The 14,470-nt window shown below is 25.7% G+C and carries 16 protein-coding genes; 9 read left to right on the top strand and 7 right to left on the bottom strand.

Annotated elements, in window-relative coordinates; all coding sequences use genetic code 11:
- The coding region (locus tag Q0J90_RS07370) for a BspA family leucine-rich repeat surface protein (protein ID WP_297277292.1) at positions 1 to 478 on the bottom strand (478 nt) is incomplete at its 3' end.
- A gap of 36 nt (positions 479 to 514) precedes the next feature.
- Positions 515 to 952, bottom strand: a complete 438-nt coding sequence (locus tag Q0J90_RS07365; protein ID WP_297277291.1) for a BspA family leucine-rich repeat surface protein — start codon at positions 950 to 952, stop codon at positions 515 to 517.
- Positions 953 to 1,556: 604 nt separating this feature from the next.
- Between Q0J90_RS07365 and Q0J90_RS07360 the strand changes: the two genes are divergently transcribed.
- The 6 genes from Q0J90_RS07360 (at position 1,557) to Q0J90_RS07335 (ending at position 8,039) form a co-directional block, all read left to right on the top strand.
- Positions 1,557 to 2,258 (top strand): DUF6198 family protein, encoded by a 702-nt coding sequence (locus Q0J90_RS07360; RefSeq protein ID WP_297277290.1) that lies wholly within the window; start codon positions 1,557 to 1,559, stop codon positions 2,256 to 2,258.
- Between the two features lie 113 nt (positions 2,259 to 2,371).
- Entirely contained in the window at positions 2,372 to 3,904 is a 1,533-nt protein-coding gene (gene lysS / locus Q0J90_RS07355; RefSeq protein ID WP_297277289.1) for a lysine--tRNA ligase, read from the top strand.
- Between the two features lie 95 nt (positions 3,905 to 3,999).
- Positions 4,000 to 4,422 carry a copper homeostasis protein gene (locus Q0J90_RS07350; protein ID WP_297277288.1) on the top strand — a complete coding sequence of 141 codons (423 nt, stop codon included), beginning with the start codon at positions 4,000 to 4,002 and terminating at the stop codon, positions 4,420 to 4,422.
- Between the two features lie 78 nt (positions 4,423 to 4,500).
- On the top strand, positions 4,501 to 4,875 hold the full coding sequence (locus Q0J90_RS07345; RefSeq protein WP_297277287.1) for a copper homeostasis protein: 375 nt from the start codon (positions 4,501 to 4,503) through the stop codon (positions 4,873 to 4,875).
- Between the two features lie 185 nt (positions 4,876 to 5,060).
- On the top strand, positions 5,061 to 7,130 hold the full coding sequence (locus Q0J90_RS07340) for a hypothetical protein (RefSeq protein WP_297277286.1): 2,070 nt from the start codon (positions 5,061 to 5,063) through the stop codon (positions 7,128 to 7,130).
- A gap of 12 nt (positions 7,131 to 7,142) precedes the next feature.
- Positions 7,143 to 8,039, top strand: coding sequence for a metallophosphoesterase (locus Q0J90_RS07335; protein ID WP_297277285.1), 897 nt, complete (start codon positions 7,143 to 7,145; stop codon positions 8,037 to 8,039).
- A 56-nt stretch (positions 8,040 to 8,095) separates the two neighbouring features.
- Here Q0J90_RS07335 and msrA read toward each other — a convergent pair whose 3' ends face one another.
- From msrA to Q0J90_RS07315, 4 genes are read right to left on the bottom strand one after another with little or no spacing between them, the layout of a single operon-like run.
- Positions 8,096 to 8,707, bottom strand: coding sequence for a peptide-methionine (S)-S-oxide reductase MsrA (gene msrA / locus Q0J90_RS07330; RefSeq protein WP_297277284.1), 612 nt, complete (start codon positions 8,705 to 8,707; stop codon positions 8,096 to 8,098).
- Positions 8,708 to 8,734: 27 nt separating this feature from the next.
- The gene (msrB, locus tag Q0J90_RS07325; RefSeq protein WP_297277283.1) at positions 8,735 to 9,241 is read right to left on the bottom strand and encodes a peptide-methionine (R)-S-oxide reductase MsrB; all 507 of its coding nucleotides are present in this window, start codon (positions 9,239 to 9,241) and stop codon (positions 8,735 to 8,737) included.
- 51 nt (positions 9,242 to 9,292) lie between these two features.
- Positions 9,293 to 10,276, bottom strand: coding sequence for a hypothetical protein (locus Q0J90_RS07320; protein ID WP_297277282.1), 984 nt, complete (start codon positions 10,274 to 10,276; stop codon positions 9,293 to 9,295).
- A 9-nt stretch (positions 10,277 to 10,285) separates the two neighbouring features.
- The gene (locus Q0J90_RS07315; RefSeq protein ID WP_297277281.1) at positions 10,286 to 11,263 is read right to left on the bottom strand and encodes a hypothetical protein; all 978 of its coding nucleotides are present in this window, start codon (positions 11,261 to 11,263) and stop codon (positions 10,286 to 10,288) included.
- Between the two features lie 249 nt (positions 11,264 to 11,512).
- On the opposite strand from Q0J90_RS07315, the gene Q0J90_RS07310 reads away from it, so the two are divergent.
- Genes Q0J90_RS07310 through Q0J90_RS07300 form a run of 3 tightly spaced genes read left to right on the top strand, consistent with a single transcriptional unit; the run spans position 11,513 to position 13,932 of the window.
- The gene (locus Q0J90_RS07310) at positions 11,513 to 12,742 is read left to right on the top strand and encodes an LCP family protein (RefSeq protein WP_297277280.1); all 1,230 of its coding nucleotides are present in this window, start codon (positions 11,513 to 11,515) and stop codon (positions 12,740 to 12,742) included.
- Positions 12,726 to 13,130: a ribosome silencing factor gene (rsfS, locus tag Q0J90_RS07305; RefSeq protein WP_297277279.1), complete on the top strand. Its 405-nt coding sequence runs from the start codon at positions 12,726 to 12,728 to the stop codon at positions 13,128 to 13,130. The genes Q0J90_RS07310 and rsfS overlap by 17 nt, the downstream gene beginning before the upstream one ends.
- Positions 13,131 to 13,182: 52 nt before the next feature.
- Positions 13,183 to 13,932, top strand: coding sequence for a hypothetical protein (locus Q0J90_RS07300; RefSeq protein WP_297277278.1), 750 nt, complete (start codon positions 13,183 to 13,185; stop codon positions 13,930 to 13,932).
- 68 nt (positions 13,933 to 14,000) lie between these two features.
- Here Q0J90_RS07300 and Q0J90_RS07295 read toward each other — a convergent pair.
- Positions 14,001 to 14,470 (bottom strand): hypothetical protein (locus Q0J90_RS07295; protein ID WP_297277277.1); only part of this gene is annotated, 470 nt, incomplete at its 5' end.

Genomic DNA, 14,470 nt, shown 5'->3' with positions numbered 1-14,470 from the left:
ATTTTTGTTTATATTCATTTAAAATATTTTTTTTATTTTCAATAAGTTCTTTTAATTCTTCATAATAAATATTTTCTAATTTCTTTATAAAATCTTTTAATTTATTATATTTCAAAACTTCTTTATACACTTCTTTTATATTGCAGTTTTCAAGCATAGAAAGCAATTGTTTTTTATAATTACCTTTAGCAATAAAATAAATTTTCAATATTGATTTCATATTATTATAAGAACTTGAAAAAATATCTTTAATATCACAATATTTATTAATATTCCAATTTTCTATTGGCTGATTAAAACTTTCTGCTGCAAAAAACATATCATTCATATACTTAACTTCGCTTACATTCCAAGAATTTATATTCTGATTGAAACTCAAAGCATAATAAAACATAACTTCCATATTTATAACTTTTGAAGTATTCCATTTATCAAGAGGCTGATTAAAATTCTTTGCTTGCGAAAACATACCATTCATATTTTCAACATTAGAAGTATCCCAATTATTTAAATCCTAATTGAAATTTAAAGCCATATTAAACATTGCTCTCATATCAAAAACATTACAAGTATTCCATTTATTAAGAGGCATATTAAAACTTTCAGCCAAAGCAAACATAGCACTCATATCCTTTACATCGGAAACATTCCAATCATTAAGAGGCTGATTAAAATCAAGGCATCTTAAAAACATAGCCCCCATATTTTCAACTTTAGATACATTCCACTTTTCTATATTATGATTAAAATATACAGCATTACTAAACATATTCTGCATATTTTTAACATTTGAAGTATCCCATTTCTCAATACCTTTAAAATCTTTCCTTAAACTTTCATAAAAAAGAATGCTCATATCAGTAATTAAACTTGTATCTATATCACCCAAATAAATACTTTCATCTTCTACCAATTTTTTTAATTCTTCTTTGGTTTGAGGCTTATATTTCATTATTATGTTTCCTTATTCTTTTTTATTATTCTATATTCTTTTTTATATTTTGCAATTTTATTAAAAAATCCCACCCTCTATATTTACAACTTTTATCTGTGATTTTTACTTTATACTTCTTAAAAAATAATACTGTAATTATAAAGTTATCTAAAATTTTATTTAAATATATAGTATCTTTACCATATACATAATAAAATTATAAGTAAATGTTAATTCTTATCATTTTTGAAATTTTATTAACTGTACATACAATATATTTTTAATTTTTTAAAAAGTTATTGTTTTTCTTAATTAATTTATTATCTTTATAGTATAGAGATAAAGGAAACATAAATGCGGGGTAGGTTACAAATGGAGGCAAAGTATGGAGAAATTATCAGAGCTGCTGCATATTATTTATACTTTTTTGGATGATGAAGAATATTATTTAATAATCAATGAATATCAAGATATATCTAATTATTTAGAAGAATGAATGAATTGACTAACAATACCTACACTATTGTGTAGGTATTGTTATATATAGAGTACCTATAAAAATTATTGATTAATATATAATTAGCTATATAATATATCTGTTAAAATTAAAAAGGATAAATCTATGATTGCAGAAAATGATTTTTCATTTCATAATCAAAATAAGCATTTTATAATAAGCGGTGAATTAGCATTAATTTGGGTAGTTATTATGAATAGTTTTGGTGTTGTTTTGATGCTTTATTCCGGTTCTGGTATATCAGCAATTTCAAGTGTACCTTATGCTTTTTCTGAGGTAATACCAAATATATCATTAGGGACTTTTACGTATATTTTTCAAACTTTACTTGTATTAATACTTATGATATTAAGAAGAAAATTTGTAGGAGAATATTTATTTAGTTTTGTTGTTGGTTTTTGTTTTGGAAAATTTGTTGATATACACGGATTATGGATTAATCATCTTCCTTTAACTATCGTAAGCAGAATTATATATTTTGCTGTAAGTTATTTTATACTTGCATTTGGAATAGCATTATCAAATAGATGCCAGCTGCCTATAATTCCTACTGATTTATTTCCTAGAGAATTATCATCTATTATTAATGTTAAATATTCTAAAATAAAAATAATATTTGATGTGGTATGTCTTTTTACAACAGCAATACTTACATTTGTTTTTTTAGGTCATATTAAAGGACTTGGTATAGGAACTGTGCTTGATGCTTTTACTATGGGTAAGACTATAGGTGTAATAGGGCAATTGATTGATAGAAAGTTTGAATTTGTATCTTTTATAAAACAAAAAATAAATTTAGATAGATAACAGCATTTAAAATATAATATACAAATATTATTTTTTTATAGAATTTTTTTTATTTTTAATATATATTTATATAATGTTTTTCATATAACAAATAATTTAAGAAGGATAATTTAATGTCAGAAAATCAAAATAATTCTGAAAATACACAAAATGAAAAAAATACTAGTGTAGAAAAAAATGCAGAAAAAGAAAACAGAAAAGAAAAGTTAAACACATTAAGAGGTATGGGAATTAATCCGTTTCCAAACAGTTATGATGTAACTTATAAATCAAAGGATATAGCAGAGAAATTTGAAGAGTTGGAAAAGAATGAAACTGAAGTTGCCATTGCTGGAAGAATTATGCTTTACAGAGTAATGGGTAAATCTTCATTTTTAACTATAAAAGATGCATCAGGAACAATTCAGGCCTATATACAAAAAGATAAGGTAGGAGATGAATTTTATAATACAGTATTTAAAAAATTAATAGATATAGGCGATATTGTAGGTGTAAAAGGTACTGTTTTTAAAACTAAAACAGGTGAAATAACTATATATGCAAATGAATTAAAACTTCTTACTAAATCACTTAATCCATTGCCTGAAAAATTTCATGGCTTAACAGATACAGAGCTTCGCTACAGACAAAGATATGTTGATTTAATAATGAATGATGATGTAAAAGAAGCATTTATTAAACGTTCAAAAATGGTTTCTGCTATAAGAGAAGTTATGATAGAAAATAATTTTTTGGAAGTAGAAACTCCTATGATGCATCCTTTAATCGGAGGAGCTAAGGCTAAGCCTTTTGTTACACATCATAATACTTTGGATATGACTTTATATTTAAGAATAGCACCGGAGCTTTATTTGAAAAGGTTAGTTGTAGGCGGTTTCGATAGAGTATTTGAACTTAATAGAAATTTCCGCAATGAAGGTATATCCACAAGACATAATCCAGAGTTTACAATGATGGAAGCATATATGGCTTATGCTAATTTCCACAAAGTTATGGAATTGGTAGAAGAAGTATTTTCAAAAGTATGTTTTAAATTGAATGGAAAATATACTTCTCAATATAAAGATTATGAGATTAATTTTAAACCTCCGTTTGCAAGAGTGCCTATGGTTGATTTGGTTAAAGAGCATTCAGGACTTGATTTCAATGCTATACAGTCAGATGATGAAGCATTAGAAAAAGCTAAGTCAGTAGGTGTGGAAATAGATACTTCAAAAACTAAACCTACTAAATGGGAAGTAATGGTTGCAGTATTTGAAGAAAAAGTTGAAGAAAAATTAATACAGCCTACATTTGTTATTAATTATCCTAAATCAGTTTCACCTCTTTCAAAATCTTATCCTAATAATCCGGATATTACAGAAAGATACGAATTATTTATCGGCGGAATGGAGATGTCTAACGGATTCAGTGAGCTTAATGACCCTATAGATCAAAAAGAAAGATTTGAAGAGCAATTAAAAGCTAAGGCACGCGGTGAAGATGAAACTATGGATATGGATTTAGATTATATTAATGCTTTGGAATACGGACTTCCTCCTACAGGCGGACTTGGAATAGGTATTGACAGAATGGCTATATTATTCTTGAATGTTGCGAGCATTAGAGATACTATTCTTTTCCCTCAAATGAGAAAATTAGATTAATTGTTTAAATGTATAAAAAAATTACAAAAAAATTATTACTAATTTTATATTATTCTGTTTTACATAAAACAAACAATATACAAAAGAGGGTAAAAATGAAAAAAATCTATTTATTATTAATCATTTTTGTGCTTGCAATTTCATGTTCTAATAATACAGAAAGCACTCAAAATACTGCTTCAGATACTAATGCAGCACCTGAAACTAATGCATCTGCAGAAACTCAATTAAATGCAAATACTCAAACTTTTGAAGGAGATTTTGTTTACTATGCCGATTCTGCTAATTTCAGCAATTACACAGAAATGAAAACTTATCCTGTAGCTATGGAAGGAGAGTATATTAACTTAGAAAGAGAATATACAGGTTTTAATTTTGCTGAACCTACTAAAGTTAATCTAAAAGTTGAAGGCTATTTAGAAGAAAGACCTGGTATGGAAGAAGGCACTACAAATATGTTTTTAATAGTTACAAAAATAATAGGTTTTGATACTAATAAAACAGCACCATTATTTTAATTTTTAAAAGTTATGAGCTGGGGATAAAAGAAATAATTTATCCTCAGCTTTTTTATTATTTTTTTAAGGGTAAAAATAATGAAAAGGCTATATTCATTATTAATTATATTTATAATTTTTATTTCATGCAGTGTAAAAAAGAATGATGAAACTCAAAATAAACCTGAGCCTGTATTAAAAGTATTTGAAGGCGATTTTATATATTTAGCAGATTCAGCGGTATTTACAGATTATGCCACTTCAAGTAATTTTCAAATTGCTATGGAAAGAGAGTATTTTAATCTTGAAAGAGAATTTATAAGTTTTAATTTTGAAGAGCCTACAAAAATTTATCTTCAAGTTGAGGGCTATTTGGAAGATAGACCTGGTATTGAAAAAGATAAAATATATACATTTCTTATAGTTACAAAAATTATAGGTTTTGATACCAACAGAATTACATCATTATTATAATTATATTCATTTGTAATATTTTAATTATTAATTTTATTTGTACTACATTTAAAACTAATAATCATATAAATGTTCAGCATTCTTTTCTATTTCTCAAACATATATATATTTACTATTTACAAAAAAACTTATTAAGATATAATCATAAACAATATTTAACTTTTTATTTTAGGTACAAATAAATTATGAGAAAAAATAATATATTAATTTTTATAATATCATTAGCAGCAACATTAATCGCATTATGGAGTATTAATTATATAAGTTATAATGATTCTAATACATCATTAAGCGATATTAATATAATGAATACTAATTATAAAGAAGTTAGGGATTATGCATTAGATGCTTATTATATAGACGGCTATAAGGAGAAAATAGAAAAATTAAAAGAAACATTTAAATCAAATCCTATAACGGCAAGATTAAAATACAGAGCTAGTTTAATATCGTATTTGGGTGAAGAAGAAATTATCATAAATGGAATAGATTTGAATAATGATAAAGAAGTTTTTAATGTTGTAGGAGATAGTACGGTTAAAAATTTTAATACAAATAATTCTATTGTTATAAGTAAATCAACCGCATCAGTTTTGGATTTAAATACTAATGATACTGTTATATTAAAACTTATTACAAAAACAGGTCATTATAATGCGGAAGAATACACTATCATAGAAGTTTCTGAAAACTTAGATTATAATTATGCTTTAGTAGATATTAATAATTTGAATGCATTTATTGGTTTGGAAAATACAGCAACAGAAGTATATGTAAGCGGCTTAAAATTAGAAAATGATAATGATGATATAAAATTAATATTCGGAGATGATGTAGGCATTTATTCAAAGAAAGATATTCTTGGAGATGATTATAATACAAATTCAAGTATTAAAAGATTATATATTTATATACTTATAGCTTATTTATTTGTTTTATTTGCCGTATTTATGTTTATCAATTCGCATACATTTTATGATTATGATAAATTATTAAAAAGTAAAATATTATTTTCTTTTATTGGTTTTGCAGTGTCATTCATTATATATATAATAATTCTCAAACTATATTATAAAAAAGAATTTATATTTGATTATATGTATATATTCATGCTTATTATTAATATAGTTTCTGTTTTATCTGCTAATCTTAAATATTTCTTATTGGAGAAAATGTTTGTTAAAAAAGATGAAGAATATAATAAAAAGAAAAACATATTGATTATATTTGGTATGGCATTTACTTATACGATAGCATTGGTAGTATTATATTTATCATTTTTAGGATTCATTAATGATGGACAAAATACTGTTTCAGAAGGAAATGAAGAAACTATCATAAGAATAGTAAAAGCAAATACATCTAAAAATACTTTTTTATTTAATGGTTCAATAGATTCTATAAATAGCAATGATAATATAACAAATATTTTAATTAAAGAGATTAACTCTTATGATAAATATGCTGAGATAGAAAGAGTATTAAGTTTTCCGGTTGGGGTAGTTATAAGAACAGGAAGTATTGGCTCAAGAGTTTATACCTATGATAATAATATATTGGAAAATGGTATGAGCGTATCAAATATTATTATAGAAGGTGTAATGTTTGAAAGCCCAAAGAAGGAAATTATTGTAGGAAAAGAGTTGGCTAATTATTTAGATTTAAAAGTTGGAGATGCTTTATCATTAATAGCAAAAGCCTCAAGAGGATGGCTTGAAACAGCATATTTTTATGTTGCAGGAATTTATGATTTGAAAGATAAAAATTATGATATTATAGGCGATTCAGAAGCTATGAATAGTTTTATATATTTAAAAGAAGGAGATAAATCTCCTTATAATGAAAGCATAATAGTGTTTTCTGAGAATAAAAATATTTATTCAAGTTTGAATGAAAGCTCTGTTATAAATGAGTATGGTTTAGAAATATTAAAACCGGATATAAAAAATAATATTTCTATTAAAAATATTATTATTTTATTTATAATAATTTTGGCATTTTCTCTTTCTTTATTATCTTCATCTGTGTTATCTATTTTTTACAGACGATTAAGAAAATTTATTGATTCATTAAATATAAAGAATATATTATATACTTCATTTATAATATCTTTATTGATTTCTATAATAATATCAATGTTAATAATATACTTTTTTATGTTATTTAGCTTTAAATTTTTATTGTTTACAATTTGTGTAGTGTTATTATCATTCATATTGTCGCTTTTAATATCGAATTATAATGATAATATTTAAGGGTAATCTAAGATGAAATTTTTTAAAAATATATCTAAGAAAAATAAAATAATATTTTTAGCAGTTATTATAATTATCGTGCTTATTAATATATACATGTATAACACAGCACATTCTATAAGAGTTAGAGCAATTACTATAGAGTTTAAAGATTTACCTGAAAATTTTGATAATATAAAAATTGCATTTGCTGCAGATATGCATGCCGGGCTTTATATACCTGAGAGTCAAGTTAGAAAAATGTCAGATATGATAATGGAATCAAAACCTGATATGATATTATTTGCAGGCGATTATATATACACTTCTCCTCGTTGGTTTCATGCTTATAAAAAAGAAAATAGTGAGAAATTCAATAATGGTATAAAAGGTTTGGAAGCTAAATATGGAAAATATGCTGTTTTAGGAAATCATGATAATTGGGAAAGTACAGAAGATGTTTCAAATTCATTATATAATAATGGATTTAAAGTAATGGATAATAGTATTTTATTTATTACAAATGAAAGCGGCGAGTATATATCAATAGGAGGAGTTGGAGATTATTTAACTGATGATGTAAGATTTGATATAGCAACGAGCAATGTTTCTTCTAATGATTTTCATATACTTTTATCGCATGAGCCTAATATTCCGCTAAAACTTGCTAAGGAAGGCGGATACAGCGAATTAATAGATTTCTTTTTGTCAGGTCATACTCATGGACTTCAAATAAGTTTTCTTCCTATGTGGGTTTGGGAAGGACTTAATAAGAATAGGGAATATCCTCTTTTACCTGCCATTTACGGTATTATGAACTATGGGCCAATGAAAGTTTATGTTACATCAGGGATAGGTGCTGTTTTATTTCCTCTTAGATTATTTGCATATCCTGAAGTTGTTATAATAACTTTAAAAAGAAAAAATTAAAAAAGAGACCCATTTTACAGAGCCTCTTTTCATTCTTTTAATCCTTTAATTAAATTTTAAAATAGTTTTGTATAGAAATGACAATATGGCATAGCACCCTTTTTAGCATAGTAATTTTGATGATAATCTTCTGCCTCATAAAAGTTTTTATATTCTCTTATTGTAGTAGCCACATCATAATTTCTTTCTCTAAGCATTGCAACATATTTTTCAGCTATTTCTTTTTCTTCTTCATTTTGATAAAAAATTGCTGATAAATACTGCGAACCTATATCAGGACCCTGCCCATTCTTTTGAGTAAAGTCATGAGTTTCAAAGAATAGTTTTACTAATTCTTCATAAGTAGTTTTTTTAGGATCATAGCCGACTTTAACAGTTTCTAGATGTCCTGTAAGTCCAGTGCAAACTTCTTGATATGTAGGATTTGCTTTATGTCCTCCTGCATATCCGCTTACAACAGAAAATACACCTTTAGATTTTTCAAACCAATATTCAGTTCCCCAAAAACATCCGGAAGAAAAATAAGCGTATTTTGCATTCTCTGGAATTTCTGATATTTGATTTTTCACTTCATTATCCTTTGTATTAATATTTTGACTATTTAATTTTTTAGAGCAAGATATTATAGATAGTAAAGACAGTGTAATTATTGTTATTTTTTTTACCATATAACTCCTTTTATTATATAAATCCCTTTATTTTTGGTTTGTAGAGTTTTCATTTGTAAATTTATTAACAAAGTTTAGAGAAACAGAGTTTATACAATATCTTGTCTGTTTTTCAGTAAATCCTTCATTATAGAATACATGCCCCATATGGCCTCCGCAATTGGCACATACCACTTCAACTCTACTTCCATCCTTTACTAGTTTGATGTTTTCTACTATAGCGTCATCAAAACTAGGCCATCCAGTACCAGAGTTAAATTTAGCTTCAGAATGGAATAAAGGTGTACCGCATATTTTACATGTGTATATACCATCTTCTTTCACATTTAAAAGGTCTCCAGTAAATGGTATTTCAGTACCTTTATTTATAAGTACATGATATTCCCTTTCTGTAAGCTCTCTAGTTTGATATGCTGCGTTATCATTATTATTTGTATAAGCAACACTTATCTTTTCGCTTTTCGCTTCTGATTCATCACAAGATATTAGAACCATAAAGCTCATCACAATTAATAATATAATATAATTTTTCATAAGAATATTATATAACAATTATTTTTTAAATCAATAAAATAATTATGTTAATTACTTATATGATTGAATCGGGAATGAATATGCATTTCTGGTTTTTATATCAAATATATTTCCGGAAGCATCTATTATTCTATAATCAAACATCTTAGTAAATTTTTTATATTTTATTTTTGCAGGAAGCGGTATAGCATTAATATTTCCAGAATATGCATCTATACTGTATAATACCATATCATCATTTTTTATGTCGGATAATTTTTCCTGTATTATTGCCGGAGTATCTAAATATATCTTATTATCATCTTTCATATAGAAAAATCCGCCCTTATAATGGTTCAAAAATGAAAGAAACTGTATTTTCCATATAATTTTTTTGCTGCTATATAAAGATACGGATTCATTGTTATCTAATAAAAGCAAATCATTATCAGCTGCTTTAAAAATTTGGGATATTTTAATATCAGAATATCCTATTTCTTCTTTTGTGTCTGTTAAAGAGCCAAAGTTTAAATGACTAATTGTTTTATTTTCTGAAGTATAAGCATATGTAAATATACTTCTATTTTCATTGAAACATCCGTTCTTTATAAAAATGTTCTCTTTTAATAAATAAACAATTTTTTTTGTTTCTATATCATATACGAATACACTAATTTTATTAAATTCACTTGCTCTAATAAATATATATCTAGGATTTGAAGTAAAATATGCTTCATATACATACATATCAGATATTTCTAATAATACTTTATTAGTTCCAATTTCTATTATTTTAAATACATTGTTTTTTGAATCATTTGATGTAACAGATATAGTCATTATTTTTGTTCCGTCTAATGATAAATCTATAATAGAGTAAGTTCTAGGATTTTTATGGAATGTTCTGCATATATCTAATTTAAAATCATATAAAAAACTGTTTCTGCTTCCTTTATAATAAGGTGTGAATATTCCCTTATTAGTTTTTTGATCTATATAAATAAAATAATCATCTTTTTCTATTTCATTGTATATTACATTTTGTTTTGCTATCATATAAGTTTATTACTCCTTGATTTTCACTTTCATCATTACTTCAATATTTTGTCCGCTATTATTTTCCAGTACTGCATAATTTTCGTATAATTCTATTACTTTTGCAGATGCTACAAAACTTTCAATATTTTTATAATATCTGTATTTATAGAGCATCTCGCTTGTATACCAAACATCTCCTTTTTCATTGCTTCTAATTCCGACATATGCCCTTGTATTATTAGTTTCAAAATATGTTTTAGGTATATTGCTTATATTTGTCGAAGGAGATATTTCATTTGTAGGCATTTCTAATACTTTATCCACTTTGTATATATTAAATTCATCTCCGTTTTTAATATTATTTTTTTTACCAAGATTTATATATAATTTTTTATCTTCTATTCTTGTTATAACTCCTGTTAGTGGAGGATTGTTAAAATAATCAGCAATGCTATTAGCTATTTTATTGAATGCTGTTATAGATGCTTGTCCCAATGCCGTTTCATTAAATAAAGCGTCTTCAGATGAATATATTTGACTGCTGCTTGGCAATGTATAGCTTCCTTTTTCAATAAATGACTTCACTATTTTTAAAGAGTTAATATCCATTAAATCAACTTTGAACTCTACATTAGCTGTGTATTTTCCGCCCTTTTTTAAATCAAAATTTAATACTTCTCCAGTGATAAGGTAATCGGAATTGAATGTTTCTTTTATAAAATTTGATGCTATCTGCAAATTAGTTATTAGACTTTTGTATGACATTACAATATCGTATGATGTAAAATATGATATTAAAAGGTCATAATCTGTAACATCAAACATTTTAGTATTGACTATAGATTCTTCTAATACTCTAGGCATTCCGTCATCTACTTTATATTCAGTTATCCATTCTTCATTTGCACTTGAAAAAGGTAAAATAGTAAATGTTATTGAATATGCATTAATACTAAACGATAGTATTAATAAAAATAATAATTTTTTATTTAAATTTAAAAACATATTTTAATAATCTTTGCTTATATCTTTTTTCTTATTAGGTTCTTTGTAGGCAATTATTGCATGCATAGATATGAATGCCATAATAACCCCTAAAATAAAAATCATTTTTCTAAAAATTTTCATAAATACATCCATAAAAATTACAGTATTTTTATTATATTACTAAAGTATAACAATTTCAATAGGTTAATGGAAAAATTAGCATTAAGTTATTTGACAACTCACTTAACATAATATATTATATAGAGTATGAATAGTATTAACAAAAAGAATAATAATGATGATAAAGCATTAAAAACCATAAGTCATGCTAATAAAAGAGCTACTATATTGATCACTGTATCTATAATATCTGCCAGCTGTTTATTGATTTTTATACTTTATTATTTTTTCATAAGCAGTCTTGATATAGCTAAAAAGAAAGATGAGCCTATTTACTTTTCTTTATTATTTTTAGATGAAAAAAATGAGCCTTATGGTGCTTATGTAGGCATAGTATCAAGTCTTCATAATAGAATAGGATTAATAGGACTTCCTAGAAATATTTCTTTATGGGAAAATAAGAATTCTCCTAGAAGTGTTCCTTTAATAAATTTGTATAAAAACGGCGGTGAAAGTTCTGTTTTTAGAGCTATAGAAAATTCAGTTGATAAACGGATAACTTATAGAATCACTATTGATAATAATGCAATTTCTGATATTATAGATTTAATAGGCGGAGTTAAAATGTATATTGAAGAGCCTATAGAATTTAAAGATGAGGAGAAAGGATATAATCTTTCATTTGGAATAGGTGAGTGGCTATTTACTGGTAATAAAGTTATAGCATATTTACATTACCTTCGTATGAAAGGATATGAAGATATAGAGACTTTATATAGATTAGAAGATATTATAGTTAATTCTATGATAGGATTGATTCAAAATCCTGAGCTTAGAACTATAATACATTCTAAAGATATGGTAAAAGCAATACCCTCTCATATAAAAAGTAATTTAAGACCTCCTGATGTGAAAGCATTTTGTAATATATTAGCTAACAGCAATGAAAGAACATTAATTATAAATAATATAGATGCAAGATTTGATAATAACGGTATTTTAACTCCTATATTTGAAGGCAGTGCTTTTGTGAAACAGATGGAAGATTTAACAGCTTATGTTGAGCTTAAAACACAAAAGAGTGATTTAAATAATGAGGATGTAAATTTAAGTGTATTAAATGCTACAGATGTTGCAGGACTTGCTGACAGGATAAATATTAGGATGCGTTACAGAGGTTTTGCTGCTGGAGAATATGGAAACTTTACTACTAATTTGAATGAAAGCGTTGTTCTTGTTAGGGACGGACAAATAGAAAAAGCATTTATGGTTGCTAATGAGGGCAGGGTTACAAGAGTATATGCCAGCACAGACAGAAGAGTATTAAATAATGCAGTATTAATTTTGGGGAAAGACTATTATGAAATTACACAATAACGAAGACAATTCAAAGCCTAAAAAGAAATTTATAGATAAAGATACAGCTAAAGAATTAACATTAAGAGCGGCAAAAGCTTTAGATGATAAAAAATTAGAAAATATTGTTGTATTAGATTTGGAAGGTGTTACAACATTATCTGATTATTTTATATTGGCTACTGCTTCTTCATCTCCTCAGATGAAAGCCGGATCTGATGCTGTATATAAAGAGTTAAAAGAAGATGGCATTTTGCCTTATGCTGAAAATGATAATGATCCTGAGGCTCTTTGGTACTTAACTGATTATGGTTTTTTGGTAATACATATATTTACTGAAGAGGGCAGAGAGTATTATGATTTGGATAAATTATGGCATGAAGCTAAAAAAATAGAATTAAATTATTGATAATTTTCTGTAAAGTATTACAATGTAAATAAAATTTGTTAAGGAAATTTATATGAAAAAGATAAGAATATTTGCGGTACTAATATGTGCCTTATTATTTTCTAAATTCTCTTTTGCAGAGAGCGGATGGCAGTTCGGAGTAATGATTCCAATAGGAGCAAGTTTTAGCTTTTATAATGTTAATTTTAATTCTTCTCAGGCTACACCTGAGTATATGAACAATTATAAAAAAAGCACAGGTACAATAGGTTTTGATATAGGAGTAAATTTACAAGCCGGATATTTAGTATCAGACGGAGATATAGGTATTAGCTTATTGGCTGATTTAGGATACTCTCATGATTCATTTGGTTTAACAAGTTCTTATCAAAATACTTCAGGAAAAAAAGTAGATGTTAAAGAATATTATACATTTGAGAATTTAGCTATAGGAATACTTCCTAAATTTCATTATAAAAATTTTGCTTTTGGTTTAGGATTAGGAGTGAAAGTGCCTTTATATTTAACTCACTCTACAGAGTCAAAGATAGATAATACAAGTACAAAAACTTACGGATATTATAGTACTTCAAAGATAGATGATGTTATAAAAAATTCTGTAATTACTTATGTTAAGCTTACATTTGATTATTCTTTCTATGTTGCTGATGATGTGGCACTTTTATTAGGAGCTTATTTAGGTACAGATTTCGGATTGGATTTACGCGGTGCTGAAAGAGTGATGGTTGACAGCAGAGATTTGGCTTCATTTGATTTGGGTGTACAGCTGGGTGTGAAATTCGGACAAGGTATATTTGATTAATTTTTACTGATGAAATTATAACCTTACAGCATAATTTTTTTATTTATTAATTATACTGTAAGGTTTTATTATTTTATTTCATAAATTTGATATATTATAAAAGTTTCATTTAAATATTTGCTTTCTTCTTTATCTCCTATATATTCACCATTTTCAAAAATATCTGTTTTAATTATACTATTATTAATAATTTCATCTAGTTTATTTATTTCATCTTTAAATATAGTTCCTCCGTGATTAGGAGCTATTATACATCCATAATCTCCAATTATAGTATTGATTTCAGATTTGAAATTTTCTAAATTACCGTCATATTTTATTTCTAATTCTTTAAAAGAATATGATTTATCTAATACTTTTACTGTCCAATTACCAGATAAGCCTGTTTTATATTCTGGTACAAGCTTACCATTATAATATATATAATTTGTTATTCCTAAAACACCTTCTATATCTATATTGTTGTAAGAAGAAAATTTTTTAAATGTAGGATTTGTTCTTATCAAATATTCTATATTATCAACGCCTTTATATTTAT

The organism is uncultured Brachyspira sp. (assembly GCF_944390595.1).
Classification (GTDB): Bacteria; Spirochaetota; Brachyspiria; order Brachyspirales; family Brachyspiraceae; genus Brachyspira.
Note: the sequence above shows the minus strand (reverse complement) of the source record. Positions and strands in the feature narration are given on the sequence as shown.

Bases quoted from the DNA above. Each gene is read 5' to 3' on its own strand.
- Q0J90_RS07310 (WP_297277280.1), top strand. From the start codon at position 11,513: ATGAATAGTATTAACAAAAAGAATAATAATGATGATAAAGCATTAAAA.
- lysS (WP_297277289.1), top strand. From the start codon at position 2,372: ATGTCAGAAAATCAAAATAATTCTGAAAATACACAAAATGAAAAAAAT.
- Q0J90_RS07360 (WP_297277290.1), top strand. From the start codon at position 1,557: ATGATTGCAGAAAATGATTTTTCATTTCATAATCAAAATAAGCATTTT.
- Q0J90_RS07345 (WP_297277287.1), top strand. From the start codon at position 4,501: ATGAAAAGGCTATATTCATTATTAATTATATTTATAATTTTTATTTCA.
- Q0J90_RS07365 (WP_297277291.1), bottom strand. From the start codon at position 952: ATGAAATATAAGCCTCAAACCAAAGAAGAATTAAAAAAATTGGTAGAA.
- rsfS (WP_297277279.1), top strand. From the start codon at position 12,726: ATGAAATTACACAATAACGAAGACAATTCAAAGCCTAAAAAGAAATTT.
- msrB (WP_297277283.1), bottom strand. From the start codon at position 9,241: ATGAAAAATTATATTATATTATTAATTGTGATGAGCTTTATGGTTCTA.
- Q0J90_RS07335 (WP_297277285.1), top strand. From the start codon at position 7,143: ATGAAATTTTTTAAAAATATATCTAAGAAAAATAAAATAATATTTTTA.
- msrA (WP_297277284.1), bottom strand. From the start codon at position 8,707: ATGGTAAAAAAAATAACAATAATTACACTGTCTTTACTATCTATAATA.
- Q0J90_RS07350 (WP_297277288.1), top strand. From the start codon at position 4,000: ATGAAAAAAATCTATTTATTATTAATCATTTTTGTGCTTGCAATTTCA.
- Q0J90_RS07340 (WP_297277286.1), top strand. From the start codon at position 5,061: ATGAGAAAAAATAATATATTAATTTTTATAATATCATTAGCAGCAACA.
- Q0J90_RS07315 (WP_297277281.1), bottom strand. From the start codon at position 11,263: ATGTTTTTAAATTTAAATAAAAAATTATTATTTTTATTAATACTATCG.
- Q0J90_RS07300 (WP_297277278.1), top strand. From the start codon at position 13,183: ATGAAAAAGATAAGAATATTTGCGGTACTAATATGTGCCTTATTATTT.
- Q0J90_RS07320 (WP_297277282.1), bottom strand. From the start codon at position 10,276: ATGATAGCAAAACAAAATGTAATATACAATGAAATAGAAAAAGATGAT.